At 47.7% G+C, this 24842-nt stretch carries 23 protein-coding genes; 4 read left to right on the forward strand and 19 right to left on the reverse strand.

Features of this window, described 5'->3' with window-relative positions; all coding sequences use genetic code 11:
* Positions 1-31: 31 nt before the first annotated feature.
* The 8 genes from hpt to pth form a co-directional block, all read right to left on the reverse strand.
* Positions 32-574, reverse strand: a complete 543-nt coding sequence (hpt, locus tag AB3Y94_RS05440; protein WP_125684161.1) for a hypoxanthine phosphoribosyltransferase — start codon at positions 572-574, stop codon at positions 32-34.
* 16 nt (positions 575-590) lie between these two features.
* Positions 591-1952 (reverse strand): tRNA lysidine(34) synthetase TilS, encoded by a 1362-nt coding sequence (tilS, locus tag AB3Y94_RS05445; protein WP_367295343.1) that lies wholly within the window; start codon positions 1950-1952, stop codon positions 591-593.
* A gap of 66 nt (positions 1953-2018) precedes the next feature.
* Complete coding sequence (locus AB3Y94_RS05450; RefSeq protein WP_367295344.1) at positions 2019-2582, reverse strand: S1 domain-containing RNA-binding protein; 564 nt, start codon at positions 2580-2582, stop codon at positions 2019-2021.
* 346 nt (positions 2583-2928) lie between these two features.
* Entirely contained in the window at positions 2929-3339 is a 411-nt protein-coding gene (locus AB3Y94_RS05455; protein WP_367295345.1) for a septum formation initiator family protein, read from the reverse strand.
* Between the two features lie 112 nt (positions 3340-3451).
* Entirely contained in the window at positions 3452-3724 is a 273-nt protein-coding gene (locus AB3Y94_RS05460) for an RNA-binding S4 domain-containing protein (protein WP_367295346.1), read from the reverse strand.
* 1 nt (position 3725) lies between these two features.
* Positions 3726-5306: a polysaccharide biosynthesis protein gene (locus AB3Y94_RS05465; protein ID WP_367295347.1), complete on the reverse strand. Its 1581-nt coding sequence runs from the start codon at positions 5304-5306 to the stop codon at positions 3726-3728.
* A gap of 11 nt (positions 5307-5317) precedes the next feature.
* Entirely contained in the window at positions 5318-8848 is a 3531-nt protein-coding gene (gene mfd / locus AB3Y94_RS05470) for a transcription-repair coupling factor (RefSeq protein WP_367296485.1), read from the reverse strand.
* 34 nt (positions 8849-8882) lie between these two features.
* Positions 8883-9440 carry an aminoacyl-tRNA hydrolase gene (gene pth / locus AB3Y94_RS05475; protein WP_367295348.1) on the reverse strand — a complete coding sequence of 186 codons (558 nt, stop codon included), beginning with the start codon at positions 9438-9440 and terminating at the stop codon, positions 8883-8885.
* Positions 9441-9738: 298 nt separating this feature from the next.
* Between pth and AB3Y94_RS05480 the strand changes: the two genes are divergently transcribed.
* From AB3Y94_RS05480 to cbpA, 3 genes are all read left to right on the forward strand, one after another.
* A complete protein-coding gene (locus AB3Y94_RS05480) occupies positions 9739-10698 on the forward strand; it encodes an L-lactate dehydrogenase (protein WP_367296486.1) in 960 nt (319 codons plus the stop codon).
* A 322-nt stretch (positions 10699-11020) separates the two neighbouring features.
* Entirely contained in the window at positions 11021-12409 is a 1389-nt protein-coding gene (locus AB3Y94_RS05485; protein ID WP_367295349.1) for a L,D-transpeptidase family protein, read from the forward strand.
* Positions 12410-12717: 308 nt separating this feature from the next.
* A complete protein-coding gene (cbpA, locus tag AB3Y94_RS05490) occupies positions 12718-13359 on the forward strand; it encodes a cyclic di-AMP binding protein CbpA (protein ID WP_011667295.1) in 642 nt (213 codons plus the stop codon).
* Positions 13360-13444: 85 nt separating this feature from the next.
* Here the strand turns inward: cbpA and AB3Y94_RS05495 are convergent, their stop codons facing one another.
* The 10 genes from AB3Y94_RS05495 to AB3Y94_RS05540 form a co-directional block, all read right to left on the reverse strand.
* Entirely contained in the window at positions 13445-13828 is a 384-nt protein-coding gene (locus AB3Y94_RS05495; RefSeq protein WP_125684141.1) for a type II toxin-antitoxin system PemK/MazF family toxin, read from the reverse strand.
* A gap of 30 nt (positions 13829-13858) precedes the next feature.
* Positions 13859-14086, reverse strand: a complete 228-nt coding sequence (locus tag AB3Y94_RS05500; protein WP_367295350.1) for a hypothetical protein — start codon at positions 14084-14086, stop codon at positions 13859-13861.
* An 81-nt stretch (positions 14087-14167) separates the two neighbouring features.
* Positions 14168-15295 carry an alanine racemase gene (gene alr / locus AB3Y94_RS05505; RefSeq protein ID WP_367295351.1) on the reverse strand — a complete coding sequence of 376 codons (1128 nt, stop codon included), beginning with the start codon at positions 15293-15295 and terminating at the stop codon, positions 14168-14170.
* Between the two features lie 5 nt (positions 15296-15300).
* Positions 15301-15657: a holo-ACP synthase gene (acpS, locus tag AB3Y94_RS05510; protein ID WP_367295352.1), complete on the reverse strand. Its 357-nt coding sequence runs from the start codon at positions 15655-15657 to the stop codon at positions 15301-15303.
* 196 nt (positions 15658-15853) lie between these two features.
* Positions 15854-16996, reverse strand: coding sequence for a hypothetical protein (locus AB3Y94_RS05515; protein ID WP_367295353.1), 1143 nt, complete (start codon positions 16994-16996; stop codon positions 15854-15856).
* 253 nt (positions 16997-17249) lie between these two features.
* Positions 17250-18845 (reverse strand): DEAD/DEAH box helicase, encoded by a 1596-nt coding sequence (locus AB3Y94_RS05520; protein WP_367295354.1) that lies wholly within the window; start codon positions 18843-18845, stop codon positions 17250-17252.
* Positions 18846-19036: 191 nt separating this feature from the next.
* A complete protein-coding gene (gene murF, locus AB3Y94_RS05525) occupies positions 19037-20422 on the reverse strand; it encodes a UDP-N-acetylmuramoyl-tripeptide--D-alanyl-D-alanine ligase (protein WP_367295355.1) in 1386 nt (461 codons plus the stop codon).
* A gap of 195 nt (positions 20423-20617) precedes the next feature.
* Entirely contained in the window at positions 20618-21403 is a 786-nt protein-coding gene (locus tag AB3Y94_RS05530; RefSeq protein ID WP_367295356.1) for a hypothetical protein, read from the reverse strand.
* A gap of 75 nt (positions 21404-21478) precedes the next feature.
* Entirely contained in the window at positions 21479-22369 is an 891-nt protein-coding gene (htpX, locus tag AB3Y94_RS05535; RefSeq protein WP_367295357.1) for a zinc metalloprotease HtpX, read from the reverse strand.
* A gap of 8 nt (positions 22370-22377) precedes the next feature.
* The gene (locus AB3Y94_RS05540; RefSeq protein ID WP_367295358.1) at positions 22378-22953 is read right to left on the reverse strand and encodes a LemA family protein; all 576 of its coding nucleotides are present in this window, start codon (positions 22951-22953) and stop codon (positions 22378-22380) included.
* Positions 22954-23059: 106 nt separating this feature from the next.
* On the opposite strand from AB3Y94_RS05540, the gene AB3Y94_RS05545 reads away from it, so the two are divergent.
* Positions 23060-23521, forward strand: coding sequence for a low molecular weight protein-tyrosine-phosphatase (locus AB3Y94_RS05545; RefSeq protein ID WP_367295359.1), 462 nt, complete (start codon positions 23060-23062; stop codon positions 23519-23521).
* 370 nt (positions 23522-23891) lie between these two features.
* Here AB3Y94_RS05545 and AB3Y94_RS05550 read toward each other — a convergent pair whose 3' ends face one another.
* Entirely contained in the window at positions 23892-24638 is a 747-nt protein-coding gene (locus AB3Y94_RS05550) for an HAD-IIB family hydrolase (RefSeq protein ID WP_367295360.1), read from the reverse strand.
* Between the last annotated feature and the right edge of the window lie 204 nt (positions 24639-24842).

The following is a 24842-nucleotide window of genomic DNA, read 5'->3' on the forward strand; positions in this document are numbered from 1 at the left end:
GATGTTATCACAATTGACTATCATTGACTAATTATTTATCTGAATAAACGGATGGCTTCAAAACACCCACGTACGGGAGATTCCGATATTTTTCTTCATAGTCCAAACCGTACCCAACTACGAATTCACTCGGAACGTTAAACCCAACATAATCCGCTTTCGCTTCAACCACTCGTCCACTGGGTTTATCCATTAACGTGCAGACCTTAATTGAGTTGGCGTGACGGTCCTTTAACAGGTCTTCCAGGTACTTCAACGTCCGACCAGTATCGATAATATCTTCAACTAACAAGATGTCACGACCAGCAACGTCCGTATCCAGGTCCTTCAGTAAACGAATGGTTCCGGATGATGCGGTTCCTCCGTTGTAGCTGGAGACATCAATAAAGTCAATGGTTGCATAGATGTCCATGTCACGAATAACATCGGTCATAAACAAAATTGCACCCTTTAACACGCAGATGATCAAAGGCGTCTTATCCTTATAATCCTCGGCGAGTTGCGTTCCAAGTCGTTTACAAGCTGCAGCAATGTCTTCCTCACTATAAAGGACCTTCAAAATATCGTTGTTCATGCTGTTCCCCTTTCGCCTATTCGTGTTTCAAGACAATATGATAGTTTTTTGTGTGCGCCCGTGATGGCCAAACCGACCACTTCACGCCAAGTACCGTCAAAACTTCCCCCTGAGCTGTAACCAAGACCAACTGGGCTGCTCGTTCAGAACGAGGAACCTTGGCGTTGATCAACGCCCGCCGCACACTCTGATGGTGGCCGCTAGCTAGTCGCAACTGATCGGTAGCTACCCATTGCCGAACTTGCAAAGGAAACTGCTTCGACTGTAATGCCACCGTCTCATGTGGGGTCTGTATTGACGAACTCTCTGGAAAGAAGCCGAGTAATCGGCCGTTGCCAACGGATCGCCATTGGTTTAAGTCTACCATAAAAGTAAATTGTTCCACGGATTTTTGCTGTAAATTTTTAGGTTGCGTAAACTCAAATCGATCATAGCTCTTACGAAACACCCAGCCACCGCTAAAATCAACGACACCGGACGGTCGCTGCAAATTCCGCAAGAGTTGTAGACACTGGTTGAGATGTGACTCACCGGTGGTCACTGTCGGCGCCGACTGCTTAATCAACCGAGCCAGCAACAACCGCTGTTCAGAGCCTGGACGCGCCAACAACTTTGTGACGTTTCCTTGTCCCGTGCCGGGCTCAACGATGCCAGTCAGCTTGGTATCCAAGGCCTCATCGGCTACAGCCATGACTGCCCGCAATTGACGGGCATAGGCTGTTAAATGGTCAATCACCTGCGGATTTTCACCCCGTAATTGTGGGAGAATCTGGTGACGAACACGATTACGACTGACCACAAGTTCTTGGTTGGTGGCGTCCTCATACCAAGGAATCGCCATTCGTCGAGCAAAAGCCACCAGTTCCGTCTTCTTAAACGGGAGCAACGGGTGAATCACCTTACCCCCTCCTAAGAAACGTTCATTGGCCATCCCTGCCAGCTGAGCCAACTCACCACCACGCAACAATTTCAACAGAATGGTCTCTGCCTGCTCATCGGCTTGGTGAGCTGTCGCCACCCAGTCAGCTGACTGTTGCTGCAATTGCTGCGAAAAAAATTGGTAGCGAAAGTCCCTGGCGGCGGCTTCAACACCGTGGTCTGGGTGTTCAGCCCGCGGCCAATGCTTCGTAACTAATGGTATCCGATGGTCGGCACACCAGGTGGTCAAAAATTTTTCCTCCGTTGTACTCTGTGCCCGTAGTTCGTGATTAACGTGAACAACAGTTAATTGTGGTCGTTGGTCGTGCGGCAATCGACTCAGCAAGGTAAGCAGCACCATTGAATCGACGCCGGTCGACACAGCTACTAACCCACGTCCTCGGGAAGTTGCCCACCCCTGCTGACGCCAATTATTCTGAAAATCCGTCTCTAACGTCACACTACCGACCCTTTCCGTTAATTAAGAAAAAGGGCCGCACGAATGCGGTCCTAATCGAAGACACATTTAACTACGACGGCCACCACGGCCACCGCGCTTACCTTCGGTGTTGCGTTTAATTGTTGCCAGACGGTCCTCACTCTGCTTCATGAACCCTGACATCAAGTCGTCGAAACTCTCTTCATGTTGGGCTGCGTGATGGCCTGAGAAACGACCATTTGCCGAATTATGGTGTGGCCGGGAACCGTTATTTTCAAAGCGGCGACCATGGGCGTTACCATGGCTTTCACCGCCGCGACCACCATTGCCGTGGAAATCGTGATTACCACCGCGATGCTCAGAATGCTCACCGTGGTGTTCACTGCGACTATGCTGTGGCCGTTCTGATGCCGGTTTATCAGTTGCCTTACGAATCGACAGCCCAATTTTCCCGTCATTCCCAACGGTCAATACTTTAACCGTTACTTCATCACCGACAGATAAAACGTCGTGAATATCTTTCACGAACCCATCGGAAATTTCACTAATGTGAACCAACCCGGTCTTGTGGTCACCTAAATCAACAAATGCGCCAAAGTTCGTGATTCCGGAGACCTTTCCGGAAACTTTAGCTCCAACCTCGATTGCCATAAACAAGAAGTTCCTCCTTAAAATAAGTGCTTTCAGTATAACACAACTTCTAACAATCCCAAACGTGAAAAATCAAAAAGAAAAGTCAAATCAACCGTTTTTGAACATCAGTCAAACCGCGTCAGATTAACATTCCAGCGATACCAGTGTTTCTAGCCATTCTCCCATTACTTTGGTGGGTAAACTAATAAAATGTCCAGCCGGTTAGGCCAAGAAATTTAGTCAGTTTGTACTACCAGGGACACCCGCCATTGAATCAAGCAGATTGTTTTGGCCACCCACCTCGCAGCAGCTAAGTTCAACTAAAAAGGAGGCCATGACTCTGCCGTCACAGTCTCCTCGAACACTATTTTGCGGTCACGTCGGTGGCGTGATCACCGGGTAGACTATAGACTGTCTCACCGGACTTGGTGTAATAGTACTTCGACCGAATTAAACGACCCAAGTAATCTTTGTCATTAAGTTGCTTGATCTGTAACTTAAGCTTCTGATTAGTCGCCTTCGTTTTAGTCAGTTGCCGTTCACTAGTAGCAACCTGCTGATTAACCGTATGCAGGCTTGCATTCGTACGGACCCACTGAATACCTAAAATTGTCATGAAGACGGCGAAAACAATGATAATCCGAGTAGCTCGTCGTGCGCGACGTTTGCCCAGCCACCGATGATGATGTTGCTGGGTGGCCTGCTTATCCAACCGCCGGGTATAATCATTTTCTAAACGTTCAATTTTCGCCGGTTGCGGTTTCACGTCAGCCATCCCACTCACTCCTCAAGTTTTCTACCAGATAGTTTAACTTGAGTATAGCAAGTTTCAAATTGGACGTCTAGCTAGTTAAGCATATTGTAAAATATTCGTCACATTAGACCGCTTAATCTTGCCGAAAGTCTTGCTCGTAGTCCTCTTTAACGATGGTATACATCCGCTCAGCATCGTCCTTCTTCGTCGTTTCCAACAATTCATCTACTTGGACCGTTAACGTTTTGTTACCAAACTTAATAACCAGCTCATCTTTAGGCGCAACTTCACTAGAGGACTTGGCCAATTTCCCGTTGATCATGATTCGACCCTTGTCGGCAATTTCCTTGGCGACTGAACGCCGCTTGATAATCCGTGAAACCTTTAAATACTTATCTAATCGCATACTATTTTCCTCCGTGTTGGCTAAGTCTCTGCCATAATTTTAAAATTATTTTTGCGTGTGGAATGGCTAACCACTCCCGTACTGTGAGTAACTGCCAGCTCAGAGCTAGACTAAAGAAGATCCCAACACCCACGGGAATCGTGATGAGAAGTGCCCCACCAGCCGCTAAACGTTCAGTTGTCATTGCTGGCCAGATGTGTTCTAGGAACACTCCGACTGCTTGAACGCCTACCACCATTAGAATGGTGCAACCAATTAATTTGCGGATAAAGCCTTGCGTCCAAATACCTGAGCGTAATTCCTGTGCTGAACCATACCAGATGATTACAAACATCACACCTAAGCTCAGGACCGTCAACCAGCTCGCACCGTTACCACCAAAGTGTGCCACAACCCAATGATTACCGACCGCTTTCACAATTAAACCGCTGATCAAGGCAACAACCGTCAGCCGATAATCATTCTTACTTTGTAAGACACTGTTATACGTCTGAATCAACGTGGCCAAGATAATACTCAGCATATAGACTGCCAACATGTCCGACCCCTGCGTATTCCCAAATAGAAGCCGGTTAATCCACGGCATTAGACTAATCAGTCCAGCCGTAGCAGCCGACGCAATTACCAAGGCAATGTGCATCATAGTCGTTGTCAACTGCTTAAATGCCTGTGGTCGACCACGTTGTTGGGCCTCAGCTAGCGCAGGCAGCAATGATGTCGCAAATGCTACCGCCACCACCAATCCTAACTGAACCAGTGGCTGCGCCCGATCATAGACCCCTTTGAGGCTCTTCGCAGCTAGGTCACTCATCCCCCCAGCCACCAAACCGTTCTTGACGGTAAAGGAATCCACAAGTTGTAGGAGGACCATCATTGCCGTAAGCAGACACAGGGTGCCCCCCTCAACCAGCAGACGACGGCCGACGTGTGGAACCCGGTCCATGATGGCGCCACTGCGTTGCCGCCACCGCGGGAGCACGAGCAATGCTGCAACTGCGGCCACTGTTCCACCACTCAACGCCCAAGTTCCCATCCGGTACACCGACCAATCGTGATGAACCGCCCAACCAGCGGCCACTAGAATCACGATGACCCGAACCAACTGCTCAATGACTTGTGAACGCGCCGTTGGCAACATGTTGAACCGCCCCTGATGGTATCCCCGCCCCACTGAGAGTGCGGGCATAAAAAGAAACATCCATGAAACCATCCGAATTAACGGCGCCAGCTGAACGTCACCCATGCCCCGAGCGATTGCCGAGGCTCCCAGCATCAATCCCCCAAAGAGAACAATCGCTAGGCCCCAGACCCACCGTGTCACCTGGCGGGCAACTTGCTGTTGACTGGGAAGGTCGGGAGCTTCCGCAATCAGCTTGGAAATAAAGACGGGCAACCCACTCAAGGCAAAAGTCATGCCAATGCCATAAAGGGGATACACCTGTTGATACACATAAAATCCCGTGTTGCCGACCATATTTTGAAAGGGGACCCGGTACACAGCACTCAGTAGCTTCGCAATAAACGCCGCTACCGAAAGAATCAGGGCACCCTGCAAGGTCGTATTTACATTGCGGTTGCCCATGGTTGGCCTCCTTAGTCTTCAGCCGCAGACTTGTCATCGTTTTTTGGCTTCGTGGTCACTTCCACGATATCCCGTAACGCAGCCATGAACTGTTGCAACTGCGGCAACCAGTCCGCCGTCTGCATCTTGGGCTGAATCACCAATTTGATGTGTAACCGATCGTCGTTGATGCCTACGGTAGCCTTTAAATCAGTTGCAGCTAAGGCCTTGAAAACATCCTCGCCACCTAAAATATTGGTTCCTCGCTTAGAAATCGTTACAAAGATATCGCCATCCTTACGACGAATCTTATCGACCAAGGCTAAATCAGCAGCTAGCTTCAACTGGCCAATCGTCAATAACTGACTAACGGCATCAGGATACTCACCAAACCGGTCGATGAGGTCTGCCTGAATCTCACCGACTTCATCATCACTTTCCAATTGGCGAATCCGTTTATACATTTCAATCTTTTGTTGTTCGTCTTCAATGTAGTCGCTTGGTAGGTAAGCTTCAACGCCCAGTTCAACAGTTGCATCCGTCTTTGGTTGCGTTTGCTTGCCTCGTTTCTTGGCAACCGCATCGCTTAGCATTTGCGTATACAAGTCATATCCCACGGAATTAATGAACCCATGTTGTTGTTTACCCAACAAGTTTCCAGCACCACGAATAGATAAGTCTCGCATCGCAATCTTAAACCCAGACCCCAACTCAGTGAAGTCTTTAATGGCCTCTAACCGCTTCTCACTAACCTCAGTTAGCACCTTATTGGGCTTATACGTGAAGTACGCATAGGCCACCCGGTTACTTCGCCCGATTCGTCCCCGCAGCTGATACAGCTGGGAGAGACCCATGCGGTCGGCATTCTCAACGAACAACGTATTAGCGTTCGGAATGTCGATCCCAGTTTCAATGATGGTCGTCGTGACCAGAACGTCGTAATCCCCGCGAAGGAAGTCAAACAGCACCCCTTCCAACTGGGCTTCCGTCATCTTACCATGGATGTAGCCGACCCGCGCTTCGGGTACTAGCGCCTGCACTTGACTCACAGTCTTTTCAATGTCCTCCACCCGGTTATGTAGGTAGAAGACTTGACCGCCCCGTTGCATTTCCCGCCGAATACCGTCCTGAATGGCACCCGCATTTTGTTCCATCACATAGGTCTGGATTGGGAATCGGTTAGCCGGTGGCGTTTCAATCACTGATAGGTCCCGTACTCCCAGCATAGACATATGCAATGTCCGGGGAATAGGGGTCGCAGTCAGCGTTAACACGTCCACGTTGGCCTTCAGTTGCTTCAACCGTTCCTTATGTTTGACTCCAAACCGTTGTTCTTCATCGACCAGCACCAGTCCTAAGTTCTTAAACTTCACATCTTGTGATAAAAGACGGTGAGTCCCAACCACGATGTCCAACTGACCAGTCTCTAAATCCTTAATGGACTGATGAATCTGCTTCGTCGTCCGGAACCGAGAAAACATCTCGACATTGATGGGATAGCCCTCAAACCGGTTGACCATCGTGTCATAATGCTGTTGTGCCAAAATGGTCGTGGGCACTAGAAAGGCGACCTGTTTGCCCGCCTCCACAGCCTTAAAAGCTGCTCGTAGCGCTACTTCCGTCTTTCCATATCCAACGTCGCCAACCAACAAGCGGTCCATTGGCCGCCCTTTTTCCATATCATGTTTAACTTCGTCAATCGTCCGCAACTGGTCTGGCGTTTCCGCATACGGAAAATCATTCTCAAAATCCGTCTGCAGACTATCATCCACCGGAAAGGCATAGCCCTTCTCAGCCGCCCGTTTGGCATAGAGGTCGACCAATTCGTCGGCAATATCTTCAATTTTAGCAGCAACTTTACGCTTAGTCTTAGCCCATTCAGATCCGCCCAACTTATTGATTTTAGGTTTCTTATCTTCAGAAGAAACGTATTTTTGAATCAAATTCAACTGAGTAACCGGGATAAACAATTGGGCGTTGTCCTGGTAATCGATGGTCATATAATCCTGATGAACACCGTCTACCGTCAAGGTTTGCACGCCAATAAACTTCCCGATACCGTGATTGACGTGAACAACGTAATCCCCTGGCTTCAGATCGGTATAACTCTTTAACCGTTCTGCGTTCGCCATCGTCTGACGCCGTGGCCGCTTCTTCGTCACCTTCTGGAACATCTCGCCCTCAGTGATGACAACCAGGTTGGCTTCTGGTAATTCAAATCCTGTGCGTAGGCGTTCTGGAATCAATTGCGTCAGTGCTGGCTGAACGTTACTGGACTTGGTCAAAACGGCCTGAATTTCAAAATCATCCAGGGTTTGTTCAATCTTTGCCAATCGTTCCTCATCCTGAACCAATAGCAAAATTGTCTGCTTTTGTTTATGCCACCGGTCAATTTCAGTTTTCATCACTGGCAACTGACCAAAGAATTGTTGCATAGCCCGCGTCGTAATGTTGGTGACCGCGTGGAATCGCATGCTCCCCATGCCCTTCTGGAACAAAGCCAACATAATTTGGGCGTGAGCGTCATTCTTGACGATTGGCCGGAGCTCACCGCCAAAGGTCTGTTGCGCAAAGATTTGGTGATGGGTCAATTTATCTGTCGCCCAGTTAGCCTCATCTTCGAGTAACTGACGTTCAGCATCCTGTAGACGCGAATAATCCCCGAACAAGGCCACCCCATTAGCTGGTAAGTAATTCAGTAACTGGTGATGTTCCGGGAATAAATAGTCCGCAAACTCCATCAATTGCGGATCAACGGACCCTTTTTTCAGGCCATCCACAAGTGGCTGTACCTGATCCGTCAGCGTTGTCGCTGATTCTGCATCCAACTTGGCAGTCTGCACCTTCAGCTCCGCGGTCAACGCTGCAGCGCCGGCCGCACGTTCATCGGCCGTGAGAATGAAATCCGTGGCTGGTAATACTTCTACGGCATCAACATTTTCAATGCTCCGCTGGGTCGCCGGATCAAAGTACCGCAGAGAATCGACTTCCGTGTCAAAAAAGTCCAATCGAACTGGATAATCCGCTGCTAACGGATAGATGTCTACGATGGACCCCCGCACGGCAAAATCCCCGGGCGCAGCAACCAATTTTTGGTGGGCATAGCCCATACCAAACAACCGTTGTTGCAGCTTTTCTAAATCGAAGTCTGCACCGACCTTAACCGTAAACCGCGCCCCGGCAAAATTATCAGGGCCTGGCAAGAAACGTCGCAGCCCGGATAATGCCGTCACAACAACTACTGGCCGATCACTTTGCAAAGCCCGCAGTGCATCGATCCGAGCAGACCGATATTCTGGCGAACTGGTGGCTACTTCTGCTGCTAAAAGTTCCTCAACTGGAAACTCAAACAGCTCATCATCTTCTAGTAGGTTCGCCAGATCATCCATCAATTGACCAGCGTGATACAGCGTATCCGTCACGTAAACGATGGACCGCTGCTGATCATGGAGAAGACTGGCAATGAACAAGGTTTCAGCCGACCCATTGAGCCCGGTAACCAACTGTCGTTGACCAGGAGCTACGGCCTGGCGAATCGCGCCGTACTGCGCGGTCTGCGTCATAAATCCTTCTAAATTCACGTGATAACTTCCTATTCTAGTTGTACTGATTCATCAACTGAGTAAATTCGGTGCCGCTTAACCAATCATCAAGTGCAGCGACAGCCTGATCTGTCGCCTGGTTAAAGAGCAGCGCTTGGTCTTTAGTGAACTTTCCTAAAACGTAGTCCACCACAGAATGTTGTTGGGGGTGTTCAATCCCCACCCGTAACCGTTTGAATTTTTGATCCGAAACGTGAGCAATGATGCTCTTGATGCCGTTATGCCCACCGGCTGACCCGTGATTCCGCAACCGGATTCGACCCACTGGTAGGTCCATGTCATCGTGAACAACCATAATGTCGTCTAAATCAATCTTAAAGTATTGCATCAACGGGTGGACAGCCCGACCGGATTCATTCATGAACGTTGTTGGTTTCACGACCAAGACTTTTTCACCGTTCACGATGCCGGTGCCGTACTTCGCGTCCATTTTGCGGGTCGTCAAGTCAATACCGTGTTCCTTAGCAAACGCATCAACTACCATGAAGCCCGTATTGTGCCGTGTGCCATCGTACTGGGGACCAATGTTTCCTAAACCAACAATCATTTTCATCTTATACTGTTCTCCTCAAAAATTAGGTCATCTGAGCTGGAAGCAAAATAGCTGGACGGACGCTTAGCCCCGTTCAGCAACTCAGTTTATCTACGTATTTCAAATCAACATTATTGAGTATAGCATAGTCGCTTGTGAAGTTCACTCATCCTGACTCTTATAGGAAGCGTTTGCCAGTAACCGTTTTTTTTATTAAATAAAGAGGCTCCCCCGTAGTCGATACAGCGTTCTCATGTTATACTTGTTAGCGGGTAATGAACGTGACCCTTGAAGTGTTAAATACTTATAGGAGATGAATATTTTGACTAATAAGAATCATCAAAAAGTTGTTTTAGTCGGTGACGGTGCCGTTGGTTCCTCATACGCCTACTCAATGATGAACCAAGGTTTAGCCGAAGAATTCGTAATTGTGGATGTTATCAAGGAACGGACCGAAGGGGACGCATTAGACCTTGAAGATGCACAAGTCTTTACCGCACCAAAGAAAGTCTACTCAGGTGACTACTCTGACTGCAGCGACGCTGACGTTGTTGTAATCACTGCCGGTGCTCCACAAAAACCCGGTGAAACTCGTTTGGACCTGGTTAACAAGAACTTGAAGATCTTGTCTTCAATCGTTAAGCCAGTTGTCGACTCAGGTTTCGACGGCATCTTCGTGGTTGCAGCTAACCCAGTTGACGTTTTAACTTACGCTACCTGGAAGTTCTCAGGTTTCCCAAAGGAAAAGGTTATCGGTTCAGGGACTTCTCTGGATACTTCTCGTCTGCGTGTTGCGCTGGCTAAGAAGCTTAACGTTGACCCACGGAACGTGGATGCCTACATCATGGGTGAACATGGTGACTCCGAATTTGCTGCTTACAGTGCAGCCACTGTTGGTTCAAAGCCATTCTTGAAGTTTGCTGAAGAAAAAGGCATTACGCAAGATGACTTGGACAAGATCGAAGATCAAACTCGTAACAAAGCCTACGAAATCATCAACCGTAAGGGCGCAACTTTCTACGGTGTTGCTACCTGCTTGATGCGTATCACGAAGGCAATCTTGCGTGATGAAAACGCTGTCTTGCCTATCGGTGCTGCTTTGAACGGTGAATATGGTCTGGATGATATCTTCATTGGTACACCAGCCGTTATCAACGCTCAAGGTTTAGCTAGCGTGATTGAAGTGCCACTTTCAGACAAGGAATTAGCTGCTATGAAGTCTTCAGCTGAAACTTTGAAGAAAGTTACCAAGGATGGCTTAGCTGCCCTTGAATCTTAATTAAATGATTAAAAGTGTCACGCCGTCATGGCGTGGCATTTTTTTGTGTCGTCATTAAACTAAGATTCTTTAAAATATTTTGACGAGTCCAAAAGGATTTTGCCCAACCTTTTTTCGGTTCCCCCCTACTCGGGCCCGTCAATCCAAGCAAATCAAGCCGGATAGCCAATCAAAACTGATCACAATTTGTTTCGTAAACGTTTTCATTAGCGCATTCACATTGTCTTTTAAGGAACTTTGAAGTAAGCTAGAGTTATGCTAATTGGTGATAGTTAAGCATGACGACTTTTCCTCCATTGGCTATATTAGGAGGTCACACTTTATGAAAAAACGAAAAGCCCTCGTGATTGGCCTGGTTACCGCCTGTGTGGCGGTCGGCGCAATCTACGTTGGACAAGCATTACATTACTCTTCAGCAAACGTCTTTTTTAAGGATACCGAGATCGCCGGCGTCAACGTTGGCGGTAACACGGCCCAACAGGCGGCAACGAAGCTTAAAGCTGCTCTGAAGAATCAACAACTGACGGTAAAGGACGGTAGTCAAACCGTCACCACTTTCAAAACCAACGAAGTTGACTTAAAAGTGACTTCCCCATCAGCGTTGAAGCAATTGATCTCCAAGCAAAATGTTTGGAGTTGGCCCGTTCATTTGACGACCGCTACGGCAGACAGCATTCAGCTGAATGCCAGTACGGAAAATCAAGAAAGCGTTCGAACCCTAGCAAAGTCTATTGCTGCCAAGGCAAACAAGACACGGACCGCTGCCAAGGATGCTTCCTTCACTTACGCAAATGGTGAATTTGCAGTGACTAAGGAACAGGCCGGGAATCAACTCGACACCAATAAATTGGCCACTTCGATTTCGCAGGCCATTGAGAAGGGCGAGACGACCGTCAACGTTTCCGGTGACTACATTAAGCCAGCCGTGACGTCGACTTCCGCGACCTTTAAGGCAGCAAAGTCTAAGGCTCAGACCATTACCAAACAGAATTACGTCTATAAGCTAAGTAATCATAAGGTTACGATTCCTGCTGAAACGTTGGCTAGTTGGTTAACGTTCAAGGCTGGGAAATTATCGACCAATGATACTGCTATCAAAGCTTACCTGACTAAGTTAAGTAAGAAATACGGCACTGTCAACAAGACGCGGACCTTTAAATCTACCAAACGTGGTACAGTCAAGGTTCCTGCAGGTTTATACGGGTGGAGTATTAAAGTTAAGAAGGAAACACCTGCCTTAAGTAAGGTTGTTTTAGCTGCTAAGGGCATGTCCCGGACCCCTGCTATTCAAGGAAGCGGCTATCACAGCAACGGTACCGACATTGGTAACTCCTACGTTGAAGTTGATAAGACCAACCAACACATGTGGGTCTACAAAAACGGAAAAGTCGTCGTTTCGACCGATGTTGTTACTGGTTTACCAACGACCGCACATCACACGCCAGCTGGGGTGTGGGTCGTTTGGAGCAAGCAACGTAACGCCACGTTACGTGGGCAAAACGATAACGGCTCAAGCTACGCCTCACCAGTTAAATACTGGATGCCAGTCGATGACACCGGTGTCGGGATTCACGATTCTCCTTGGCAACCACAGTATGGTGGCACCTGGTACAAATCTCATGGATCACACGGTTGTGTCAACACGCCACCTTCGAAGGTTGGCGAAGTCTTTAACAACGTTAAAGTGGGCACTCCCGTTGTCATCTTCTAATTTAATTTTAAAAAAGTTGTGCGTCCCCGTTTCGGTGACTCACAACTTTTTTCTTGTCCAAAATTGGACCAACGATCAGCAATTAGCGAGTTGTCATTAACACCCCGGCAGTCGGTCAATCCCACTTTTGTGGGGAATTATCAGTTAACCAGTCGTCGACCTGATTTGAATCTTAGGGTGACTACCATCTCCACGGTTTCTGCGAGTTTCCCGCCAAATTCTCTGAAAATAGCTGGTCGGAGTTAGGCCAACTATGGTATTATTAGGAGAGATTATTAGAAGTTTCTAATTTTAGGAGGTCATCTGCTATGCTGCTTAAATCCCTAGTGAAACCGAAAGAACGCTTGGTTACGGTTCGCGAGGACGTCACCCTGGAACAAGCCTTAAAGGTCTTGGAAGACTCGGGCTATCGGTGTGTTCCCATCCTGGATGAAACCGGGCAGATTTTTCGGGGTAACATCTATAAAATGCACATCTATCGCCATAAGTCCCGAGGCGGCGATATGCAGCTCCCGGTGACATCGTTACTGAAGAATGCCACCAAGTTTATTTCCGTTAACGCGGCTTTCTTCAACGTTTTCTTCTCAATCAAGGACTTGCCCTACATTGCCGTTTTAGACGACAAAAATGCCTTCTATGGAATTTTGACACATACCCGGTTGATGGACATGCTGTCTCAATCCTGGAACGTTAACATTGGGAGTTACGTTTTAACCGTAGTTTCCGCCGGTGAACGAGGCGACCTCGCTGGAATGGCGAAGGTCATTACCAAGTACACGTCGATTGCTAGTGTCATCAGTTTGGACGCACAGGAAGGCGAACTGGTTCATCGGACCATGTTCACTCTCCCAGCCGAAGTGGATGAAGAGAAGCTTGATCGAATTGTTAAAGCATTGGAACGTAAAGAATTTCATGTCCCAGAAATTGAAGATTTACGTCACGAGAATTAAATAATTCACCAAAAAAAGTGGTCACGACTCCATTACGAAGTCGTGACCACTTTTTGGTGCCAGTCACCGTGAAACTATGTAGGTGTTACTTTTTACCCTTTCTTTTACGCGCCTTGTCCACCAAGCCAATGCTGGTTGCCAATGCAGCATCGACCGCTGCCATGGTTTTTTCGTCCAAATGAGTCACCTGGTCCCGCAACCGTTGCTTATCGATTGTCCGAATTTGCTCAAGCAAAATGACGGAATCCCGCTCGATTCCGGTCCGGTCAGCGGAAATGCCGACATGCGTCGGCATTTTAGGCTTCTCGATTCGAGCGGTGATTGCCGCCACGATAACGGTTGGACTATAGTGATTTCCCACGTTGTTCTGGATGATCAAAACGGGGCGCATGCCCCCCTGTTCCGAACCAACGACTGGTGATAGGTCGGCGAAGAAAACGTCACCGCGTTTAACTTCAACACGGGCCATGGGCCGCCATCCCCTTATCTGATTAATTTTTTAATACTTTGTTCTACGAAAGTTTGTTAACCGACGCTCTGCTTCCTCTTCACACGGTGTGAAGACGCGAGCAATATCTCGGTTGATCAAAGCCATTGCCTGATACCCAACAATCAAAGCCAGCTTACGTGAAGCTGCTGCCCGCAATGGAATCAGCGCCTGATGACGTTGTCTGCGGGAAATGTGTCCTCGTAACCGTGGTCGTTCTAATTGCTGCGATTGAGCCATGAATTGCCCTCCTCAAGTAAATTCACTTCGTCTCATACAGTTTACCACGAAACACCATCTCTGGACACATAACACGATAAATTAATGACGATAGACCCGCGGTACCCGTGTGGTGAAACCACAGGCAATTTCATAATGAATCGTGTCACAGTAGTCCGCGATGTCTTGCAGTGTAATCCGTTCGTGACCATCTTGGCCGATCAACGTGACCTTAGTTCGCCGAGGATACCGGTGTGGCAGCCGCACCATCAATTGATCCATGCAAACACGACCAACAATTTCACAGCGCTGACCGTCAACTAGGACGTCAAACCCTTGCATCCGTCGTGGGTAGCCATCGGCATACCCAATGGACACCGTTCCGATCCATTCATCCTCCGGTAAAGTGTAAGTTGCCCCATAACTGACTGATGAGCCCGCTGGCACCAACCGGGCTTGCATTAATTCACTGGTCAGGCTCATCGCCGGTTGCAGCGGATACGGTTCAGCAATAGCCGTTCCCGACGGATTCAACCCGTAGCCTGCCGCTCCGAAGCGCACCATGTTGCCATTGCAAGCGTCATGCCACAGGCTCGTTGCCGAGTTGGAGACGTGCACATACCGTGGCTTTTGCGGTAACCAGTCCGTTAAATCGTGCCATTTAGCCACTTGCTTCTGAAAATAATCGTCATTGGGATCATCCGCCGTGGAGAAGTGGGTAAAAATCCCTTCGAAATTGAACTGTGCCGGATGTTGTCGGAGAAAATCAACGACTCCTTCGACCTCGACCTTGGTCTGAAAACCAATTCGACCCATTCCCGTGTCTAACGCTAGATGAACAGACAATGGTTGCACCGTTTCAAATAACGACAGTGACCGCATCGCCAATTCAAGCCATTCCAAATCAGCTACGGCAACGGAGATATTCTGTTCGACCATGACCGGTGCGTCAGCTGGCTCCGTGACCCCCAAAACCAGAATAGGTTCATCAAATCCGGCTGCCCTGAGTTCTAAAGCTTCATCCAATATTGCCACGCAAAATCCCGTGGCACCGGCTTCCTTTGCCGCCTGAGCGACCTGTACGGCCCCATGACCGTAGCCGTTGGCTTTCACGACCATGAATAAGTCACAACCCGTGGCTAAACGATCAACTTCCGTGTGAATATTGGCCCGCAAGGCCTGACGATCAATTACCAGCTGTGTTGGCCGGTGCCCCCCTACTACTACCATGAACCTTACCCTCTTTCTAAAATTACCTCCGTCATGACCATCGTCGCCGTATGTGAGATTGACACAAAGGCGTTGCCCCCGAAGGGATGACGGATTACGCTTGGACGGCCGGTCTGGTCGTCACGAATCTCGATATCTTGAAATCCTACGGTCCTGCCAATACCAGTCCCCAAAGCTTTGCTGTATGACTCTTTGGCCGACCACCGTCCGGCGATGAATTCAACGGCTCGTTGCCCACTTAGCTGACCATAGTCGGTCAACTCATTGGGAGTCAGAACCTTATCTAGGAATCGCGGATGCTTAGCCACAACCGCGTTGACCCGAGCCAAATCAGTGATATCGATGCCAATTCCGTAGATCACTATCATCACCTCTCTTTATTTTGTCCAGACTGTATTTTATCACAGCAAAGCGTGATTACCGCAACAAGTTACCCAGTTAAGCGTAATTGTAAACTAATGTTAAGAAGCGGGTCAGCTTTCAGGTAGTCGTAATCCCACCCAATTTAGTCAAAAAGGGAGAGTGGGCTCGCGATCCGCACTCTCCCTTGTCACTAGATTAATGCATCACAGCCTCGCGGAGCCGGAGTTGTGCAGCTACAGGTTGACTCGTTGGCATCATCTCAGCTGGTAACAGGTGAACCTCACCACCAAGCTGACTAACCAAGAGTGCCAAATCATTGTAGAGATTGTTCTGCCGGCTTAGAGCCGTCACCGTCAGCACTTCACCCTGTTCATTCAAATGGCCCGGTTGAAAGGCATCCGTTCGAATCCAGAGTTGCGTCAGCTGGCCTTGAACGGCCGCCGTGGCTAACCGGCCGAGATCCATGACAATTTGTTCATTTTGCCGGGCCTTAGCAAAGGCATCTTGACGAATCTGGGCGGCCTGTTCATAACGTTGGCGGTTCACACCAACCGTTAAGGCAGCGAGTGTTTGATTAGCAGCCGCCAAGTTTGGCACCTGCGTTACCCGCACAATGGACTCCAGGTAAGCGTTTTGGGAAAGCTTACGGAAATTTCCTTGCTCACTGGCACCAGCCACTAAGATCAGGGGAACCTGAGCAACATTTGAATAATGCTGGGTCACATAAGCATCAACCTGCTGGAAATAGTTTCGCTGGTCGGCGGCTTTAGCAGTGTCCAATGAACCGGTGCCACTGTAATGAGTCCCAACACCAGCCGATCGCTGCCAACGACCCCGGTCACGAACTTCCTCACCTAGTGCTTGCGCCATAGTCGTGGGAGCCTCGATAGGTAAATTAACCAGCTCGGCGCGGCTGTTCCTAACCTGAGCCAGTTCAAAGGCTTCACGACCAAGTAAGAGCAGATCATAATCACTCGCTTGATCTTGTGCCTGTAAAATTGGAAGCACGTTCGGCTGATAAGTTACCGCCAAGGTCGGCATTACCGGACTGTGCACCCAATAATGGTAGCTTGTCGTTGGCCCGGCCATAATTAGAAGACCCATGGCACTCCCGTTGGTTAACGCACCGTGGGTAAACGGAGCAAAGGCCGGTTCATACGCAGACCACACTCTGTCAGGTGCTAACTCGGTTAATTGAGACCGTGCCTGTTTCAGCAAACTATTAAATTGCGTTCGGTCGGTATTCGGAATCCCTGTAATGGGTAAGGTCATTGTCACAAAAGGACCTGGCTTCGTGGCGAGCGTCAGTGCTGCGTGTAAGTCAAAGTGGTTTGCCATAATGATTTATCCTCCATAGTCGATTGCCATAAGATCCTTCGTATCAATTCGATAAGCAAATAATACCATGGCCAGTCACCAAACGCAACTAATATTTTTAACTAATATAGATTTATAGTATAAATCTGTTTGACGATCCGCGATTTACCGGCGTTCCAGACTAGAAAAAATTTTTTCAATAATCTGGCACAAAGAAAAAGCCCCTACCGGTTGCCGCCGGTAGGAGCTCACTTCTAATCAATTTTAGATAAAACTAGTCTTTCTTACGAATGGTGAAGCCGCGGCTGCCACCTTCGTTACGCCGACCACTGTTACCGCCGTTACTCCGACGGTTCCGGTTGTCGCCACCATGATTACGTGAATCATGACTCCGAGAAGAATCATGACCGCCACGTGATCCACCGTGACCGCCGCCACGTGAGTCATTGCTCCGATGGCCACGGTAACCGCCGCCACCATTGCCATTGCGACGATGGTTACCGCCACCGTGATGGTAGCCACCACCGCCATGACGTTTGCCCCCACGCTTAGGCAATGGCCGTTCTGGCGTGATCTTAACGGGTACTTGGTTGCTGTTATCCTTGGTTAGGTCGTTTAAGAGCGCCGCAACCAAGTCTTCAGCATCGTATTCGTTCAAGAGGCTCTCGGCCGTCTTAGCGAACTTTTCGGTATCCGTCTTGCTGACCAATTCGTCAACTGCTTTTTTAGCAGCGCCCAATTGGCTAACCAAGGCTTCTTCATCCGAAGGTGGCTTCAAAGGAAGCATCCGCACCTTCGTCAACTTTTCGATTTCACGCAAGTAGTCCATTTCATTTGGCGTTACGAAAGTCATGGAAACCCCATGCTTCCCGGCACGACCAGTACGGCCAACACGGTGAACGTAACTATCTGGATCTTGTGGAATATCGTAGTTATAAACGTGCGTCACGTCATTGATATCAATCCCACGAGCAGCCACGTCGGTTGCAACTAAGATGTCTAATTGACCATGACGGAATTCGTTCATGATTTGTGTCCGACGCTTCTGCGTCAAGTCCCCATGAATCCCTGCAGCGTTATAGCCACGAGCTTGCAGCCCACTAGAGATTTCATCAACCCGACGCTTCGTCCGTGTGAAGACGATGGTCAAATCTGGTGATTGAACGTCAAAGAACCGCGTCATCACATCAAACTTTTCAAAGTCACGTGAACGAACGTAGAATTGATCGATCAAGTCGGTCGTTAATTCCTTAGCCTTAATCTTCACGTGCTTAGGGTCTTGCATGAACTGAACACCAACCCGCTTAATTTCGGGTGGCATCGTTGCTGAGAAGAGCATCGTTTGACGTTCTTCTGGCAATTGCTTGATGATGTCTTCAATATCATCCAAGAATCCCATGTTTAACATTTCATCAGCTTCATCTAAGACCAACATTTGAACATGGTCCAGCTTCAGCGTGTGTCGGCGAATATGATCCAATAACCGACCCGGGGTCCCAACAACCACTTGCGGGTGGTTCTTTAAGGATTTGATTTGACGACGAATATCTGCCCCACCGTAAACGACTTGGACATTTGCCCGTTCGTTACGGCCTAATTTATAAATTTCTTCTTGGGTTTGGATAGCCAGTTCCCGTGTTGGGGAAACAACCAACGCTTGCACGTTTTCGTTGCTTTTATCAATCTTTTCCAAGATTGGTAAAGCGAAGGCCGCAGTCTTCCCAGTACCAGTCTGAGCTTGGCCGATAACATCTTGACCAGCTAAGACCATTGGGATTGTCTCGGCTTGAATTGGGGTCGCTTCTTCATAACCTGCTGTGGTAACTGCTTTCAGTAGGTCTTCAGAAAGACCTAGTTCGTTAAACTTCAAAAATATTTTCCTCCTAATGGATACGTCGCCCTAGTGCCTCAAAATACTTGGAAAAAATCCGTTTTCCTTGGTGCGGATGATGATTGGCTAGAACGGGGTAATTTCGTTTCTTAAATACAACTAAGCCATCATACAACGCTGAAACAAAATAAGCAACTCCCAACACTCGTGGAAGTTGCTTCATTTTCACTTTAGTTTTCAGTGGAATCCCGCAGTGCGGCCAACACTTGCTCCAAATGAATACCATGGGATGCCTTTAATAAAATCTGATCAGCAGGGGTTAATTTCGCCTGTAAATCAGTTGTAAGCGTTGTCAGCTCATCCGCAGCATAATGGGCTACTGGCAAGCTTGGATAACGATCTGCCAATGCTTTAGCCAGTGACTCCATCAGCGGACCAACCAAGTAGACGCCAGCAATGGCCGCTGGGTCAATTGACGTAGCAAGGCCAGCGTGCATTGCACTAGCCTGATCGCCCAACTCCAACATATCTCCTAACACCACGTAGCGCTTACCGGCAACTGGCGTCTGTGAGAAGGCAGCTAAGACTTCTTTGACAGCCGTTGGATTGGAGTTGTAAACATCACTCAGGATAGCTGTTCCAGTACTACTCTCCAGCCATTCAGCTCGGTTCTCAGTCAGGTTGACCGTGGCTAACGCCTTCTGCGCACTCTCGGGACGAATCCGGTAAACGGAAGCCACTGAAAGCGCTGCAAGGGCGTTGTTCACATTGTAGGCACCAATCATGGGAATCGTAAAGGTCACTTTGGGCCACTGATTGGTCACAAAGCTCGTTGACGTGGACGTCGCTTGAACGTCGGTAGCAAAAAGATCGTCGGTTCCCTCTTGACCAAAAGTTACTTGCCGTTGAACCAAAACCGTTGAACGTTCACGCAGTAATGGTTCATCCCCATCATAGACGAAAATCCCATCGTCACTAAGACTGTGGGTAATCTCCATCTTAGCATCCGCAATCTTGTCCCGCGTCCCAAAGAATTCGATGTGGGCTTCACCAATCATGGTAATCACTGCCAAATCTGGCATGACTAAGTGACTCAGAAAGTCAAGCTGACCCGGCCGGTCCATGCCCATCTCAACCACTAACATTTCGGTATTGGGTTCCATGGACAGAACTGTCATGGGGACACCAATCTCATTATTGAAGTTAGCATGGGTCTTGGTCACATTGAACTGCGTGGCCAGCACTGCAGCAATCATGTCTTTCGTGGTAGTCTTACCGTTACTACCAGTAATGGCAACCACTCGCGGATTGATCTTAGATAAATAATACTGAGCCAGGTCCTGTAAAGCCTTCAGAGAATCCGCCACTTGGAGAACGGGAAAATCAGCGGGAGCACTAGCCATGTCGCGGGCCCATAACGTGGCAACTGCCCCGTGGTCAATGGCTGATTGAATAAATTGATGGCCGTCCTGTTCACCAGTCAATGGGATAAAGAGGCCCCCTGGCTGGAGGTGTCGACTGTCAAAAGCCACGCTGGTCACACTGACACTACGCCATTGTTCGAAATCATTGATTGCTCCAACTGCATGAGCAATTTCAGCAAGCTGCATCTTCATGTTTTCTACTCCTAATTGGCGGAATGGTCACTGGGACCGTCCCGTTGTCAAATTGATTTCTGTTCGGTAAGTCAGCCAAACAGTTCTAATCGCAATAAAATCTGTTTTTCATTATACCATGAATTACGCTCACCTAACTTAAAACGCAAATAAAAACCACTGAGGGCAAGGACCCAACAGTGGTTGACAAACTTTCTAAATGGAATCAGCTACGTCACTAAAGACCTGGTTGTCGTGAATGCTCAACGCCCACTCACCGGTAGTTAAATCGTAACGTAAACTCGCAACTTCTCGTGAATCCGCATAGACCTCTTCTTGAGAATACCAGGTATTCTGTCGCTCTGGATGAGTGATTGCCCGCACCGGAATCACGTAAACCCGGTGACGTTCAACCAATTGATCAAACGCAACAATCATACCATCCATCAGTCCTTGTGTTAGCTGTAACACAATTTCATGAGGCAGGTCGCTAATCGCCAACGGCCGGGCAAACACCCATCGGTTGTTGTGCATCGCGCGTAAATGCCGCTTAATACTAACTTCTAACACATGATCAAAATCCGCTAAATTCCGATAATAGATTTTGTAGAACCCATCCCTTAACGTTAGAAATGCATACGCGTTCTGTAATTTAGCATAAAACGGTGTGCGAATGTGCGTTTCCATATGGGCCAGATAAAGGAGTTCCGCTAATTCACCTGGTAAAAGAAAATCGAGGTCGTCACTATGCGTGTAGTCTAACCATTTCACCGCATGCTCGTGCTTACCTAGTAGGTAACGCCGAACTTGCGCCTGGCCCGTGACCGTCTGTAACCGGGTGTGCGGATTAATTTCCACATCATTACCGGATTCTTCATTCAGCAAAAGCAACTGATTTGGGATGGCCGGAACGCCATTTAAAAAATCAGCTGGTGATATGCCCAACGAATAAATCATATTCGTCACGGGTTCTAGACTTAAATAAATGAAATTTCCGCGCATACGCCAACACTCTTTCCCCTAGTATCAATCATGTTTAATTGTACTACGAAACCGCCTCCAACTGTCCATAAATTTTTACATTTTTTCGAGTCGTTCAATCCGATCGGCCATTGGTGGATGCGTGGCAAATAAATCAGCAAAATTTTTCTTTCCTTTAAAAGGATCACTGATGTAAAGCGCCGCACTATTGGCATCAGCCGCCTTCATAGGTGCACTATCGTCGATTTTCTGTAACGCACTGATTAGACCTTGCGGGTTCCGAGTCAGTTCAACGCTAGAGGCATCAGCTAGGTATTCTCGGTTCCGGGACAAGGCCATCTGAGCAATGCTAGCAGCAAGCGGTGCCAAGATGATCAGCACAATTGAGATGACCAAGCCGATGGCATTGCCACCAGAATCACGATCATCTCGCCGCCGCGCACCACCCCACCAGAGCCAGTTGCTGGCAAAATTAACCAGCAGACCAATAGCTGCCGATAACGCTAAAGCAATCGTTTGTAGGCGGATATCATAGTTACGGACGTGAGAAATTTCGTGGCCAATAACCCCTTCCATCTCTTCACGATTCAACCGTTCTAGAATACCAGTCGTCACCGCAACCGCTGCGTGTTCGGGGTTATTTCCCGTCGCAAAAGCGTTAGGACTGGCGTCATCAATAATGAACACTCGCGGCATGGGTACTTGACCTACCATCGCCATGTCTTCTACCAAGTGCCACAGCTCCGGCGCCTGATTTTCATCAGTAATTTCCTTGGCGTGGTTCATACTCATAATCACGTTAGTCGACTGACTAATCATAATTAGCATGTAAACCCCAGTAACCACAGCTGCCAACAAAATTCCCAACTCCCAGTTCGCCCAAAATAGGTCGCCTAATGCCGCACCAATGGCGAGCACTAATACGCCAAATCCAAACATCACATAGCCGGTCCGGCGCTTATTCATGGCAATTTGATCATACAGCATAGTATCGCCTACTTATCTTGGCCAAAGTCATCAAAATCAACCTTCGGCGTCGTCTTTTCTTCTTCAGGGACTTGCAAGTAGTCGCTCTCTTGGAAATGATGGATCTTGGCGACGATGTTACTTGGAAAGGACTGAATCTTCATGGTCAGATTGGCCACCGAACTGTTATACAACTGCCGTGAGTAGGCAATTTTGTTTTCAGTATTCGTCAATTCTTCCATTAATTTGCTAAATTGTGCGTTGGCCTTTAAGTCCGGATAATTTTCAGACAAGGCAAACAGTGACCGTAACGTCGTAGATAATTGATTAGAAACTTCCATAGTTTGTTGATGATCATCAGCGGGAACTTCAGTCAATTGATTTCGTAGAGCAATCACCTTTTTTAGGGTGGACTGCTCGTAGTTAGCATACCCTTTCGTCGTTGAAACTAAATTAGGAATCAGGTCATTCCGTCGCTTCAGCTGAACGTCAATCTGACTCCAAGATTCTTGAACGTGCGTCCGTGTTCGAATCAACCCGTTGTAGGCACCAATGTACCACGCCACCAGGATGACCAGCACGATAATTAAAATTATTGCAACCATTCTCTATCACTCCTCCAATGGATTCTGGTAAACTCATCATAACAAATGAAAAATTGTGAGGCCAGTAGCTTTGCCTGACTTTAACATTAAATTAGGAGGTTCCCCCATGCAACACGTTCTGTTTGTCTGTCTCGGTAACATCTGCCGTTCGCCAATGGCGGAGGCCATCTTCAACGATCTTTTGGAACAGCGCCACCTCTCCGACCAATTTGAGGTGATATCCGTCGCCACCAGCCCCGAAGAAGAAGGTCATCATCCCCATCCTGGGGCCCTCAAAGCTATGCGCGCTCATGGACTAGATGCTAGTCACCATCGCTCCCGCCCCATTACGGCCACGGACTTTGACTGGGCAGATACCATCATTACGATGGACCACGCCAACGTGACTAATCTCCAACGAATGGCTCCCTCAGCGACCGACGCAGCCAAGGTTCAGCTCTGCCTGGATATTCTCCCCGGTCGCACTGGTGAAGCCATTGACGACCCCTGGTACACCCATAAGTTTGAACTGACTTATCAGGAATTGGCAGCGGCATTACCTGCTTGGCTCGATGAACTGACTAAGTAAGCGACGTTCTGAAGCCATAATTCCTGCTGTTAAGGTTTGGTGGAAGTGTATTTCTGATAGATCTCGTAAGTCTATTCATACCAGCATGCAGGCAATAATAGTGATATCACTGACTTTTAGCTATTGGTAATTTTGACAGAAGCAAATTTATTCTGGCAAACGTTGGTAAACGGGTATCCTATAATGAATTTCTGGATAATCTTTAAATTAAAGTCGGAAATAGTTTTAAAGAGGCCTCGCATTTACGGTTCTTCTTTCTGGTTTAGTCACCTTAGAAGCTACTGCAAATGCGGGCTTTTTGCGGACTATTTGATCTGATTTGAAATTCGCTCTGCTAAATGTTACATGACTAGCACTACGCGTTAAATTACTAAATACATAAGGCTTGAATTACTGATGATACTTGATTTGGTTCTAAAATGTAATCGAAAGTTGACGCTTGTGCTAACAAATCAGGCTTACTTTTAACCCAAAAACTTTTTATAGCACCAGATAGCATTTTTAAATCATTCAGATCATTACCAAAGGCAATGTATTGATTGATACCTAGCAAGCTTAATGTGCTGCTTTTATTGATACCTTTTGAAGTCATGTCCAGATTTCCTTCACCAATATGTTCTACCAGTTCTAAATCGGTATTTAACCTTATCATCTTGGTAATCTGTGACATTTGCTTATTATTCATTCCTAGAAGAATGGCTTTTATAGGAGTTAAAATTTTTTCAATCGGAACATTTTTTGCTAGTCTATCTGGATCAAGTTGCCTAATAATGGCATTTTCAGAAGAAACTTGTGCTGAATAATGCCAATCTCCATCCACCACGTGTTCCAAATCATATTTTTTTATTAGCCGCTTTAAATAGTTAAAATCGTTTTCAGAAATCGGAGACATAACCGTTATAGTATCTGCTACGGAAACTATTGCACCGTTCCCACCAATTAACATATTATGCTGGAATTCTGGAATGATTGGTATTAGATCTCTTATTGGACGTGCCGATGCAAAAATTATTTGATTACCCATTCTTTCTAGCCTTTTTATGCAGGCAATAATATCTGGTTCAATACTGGTTCCATCAAAGCTAAGCGTTCCATCAACATCAAATACATAGTTCACGCGTACTAATCCTCTCTTATTTGTAAGTAGCTTGGTAAATGAGAACTATCCAAATTCAGCGTTATTATCAAAGCTTCTTAAAGTTGATTGATTCATTCCATCCACAACGCTATCCAAAGCTCAAATTGATTTCATCACCATCGATTCACTTAAGCCGGGGTGAGTTTTTCTTTGCCAAACAGCTCCCACCATGGTGGGAGCTGT

The sequence above is a fragment of the Levilactobacillus yonginensis genome (genome assembly GCF_964065165.1).
In the GTDB taxonomy this organism is placed as follows: domain Bacteria; phylum Bacillota; class Bacilli; order Lactobacillales; family Lactobacillaceae; genus Levilactobacillus; species Levilactobacillus yonginensis_A.

Bases quoted from the DNA above. Each gene is read 5' to 3' on its own strand.
- hpt (WP_125684161.1), bottom strand. From the start codon at position 574: ATGAACAACGATATTTTGAAGGTCCTTTATAGTGAGGAAGACATTGCT.
- AB3Y94_RS05450 (WP_367295344.1), bottom strand. From the start codon at position 2,582: ATGGCAATCGAGGTTGGAGCTAAAGTTTCCGGAAAGGTCTCCGGAATC.
- AB3Y94_RS05455 (WP_367295345.1), bottom strand. From the start codon at position 3,339: ATGGCTGACGTGAAACCGCAACCGGCGAAAATTGAACGTTTAGAAAAT.
- AB3Y94_RS05460 (WP_367295346.1), bottom strand. From the start codon at position 3,724: ATGCGATTAGATAAGTATTTAAAGGTTTCACGGATTATCAAGCGGCGT.
- AB3Y94_RS05465 (WP_367295347.1), bottom strand. From the start codon at position 5,306: ATGGGCAACCGCAATGTAAATACGACCTTGCAGGGTGCCCTGATTCTT.
- mfd (WP_367296485.1), bottom strand. From the start codon at position 8,848: ATGACGCAGACCGCGCAGTACGGCGCGATTCGCCAGGCCGTAGCTCCT.
- pth (WP_367295348.1), bottom strand. From the start codon at position 9,440: ATGAAAATGATTGTTGGTTTAGGAAACATTGGTCCCCAGTACGATGGC.
- AB3Y94_RS05485 (WP_367295349.1), top strand. From the start codon at position 11,021: ATGAAAAAACGAAAAGCCCTCGTGATTGGCCTGGTTACCGCCTGTGTG.
- cbpA (WP_011667295.1), top strand. From the start codon at position 12,718: ATGCTGCTTAAATCCCTAGTGAAACCGAAAGAACGCTTGGTTACGGTT.
- AB3Y94_RS05495 (WP_125684141.1), bottom strand. From the start codon at position 13,828: ATGGCCCGTGTTGAAGTTAAACGCGGTGACGTTTTCTTCGCCGACCTA.
- AB3Y94_RS05500 (WP_367295350.1), bottom strand. From the start codon at position 14,086: ATGGCTCAATCGCAGCAATTAGAACGACCACGGTTACGAGGACACATT.
- alr (WP_367295351.1), bottom strand. From the start codon at position 15,295: ATGGTAGTAGTAGGGGGGCACCGGCCAACACAGCTGGTAATTGATCGT.
- AB3Y94_RS05515 (WP_367295353.1), bottom strand. From the start codon at position 16,996: ATGGCAAACCACTTTGACTTACACGCAGCACTGACGCTCGCCACGAAG.
- murF (WP_367295355.1), bottom strand. From the start codon at position 20,422: ATGAAGATGCAGCTTGCTGAAATTGCTCATGCAGTTGGAGCAATCAAT.
- AB3Y94_RS05530 (WP_367295356.1), bottom strand. From the start codon at position 21,403: ATGCGCGGAAATTTCATTTATTTAAGTCTAGAACCCGTGACGAATATG.
- htpX (WP_367295357.1), bottom strand. From the start codon at position 22,369: ATGCTGTATGATCAAATTGCCATGAATAAGCGCCGGACCGGCTATGTG.
- AB3Y94_RS05540 (WP_367295358.1), bottom strand. From the start codon at position 22,953: ATGGTTGCAATAATTTTAATTATCGTGCTGGTCATCCTGGTGGCGTGG.
- AB3Y94_RS05545 (WP_367295359.1), top strand. From the start codon at position 23,060: ATGCAACACGTTCTGTTTGTCTGTCTCGGTAACATCTGCCGTTCGCCA.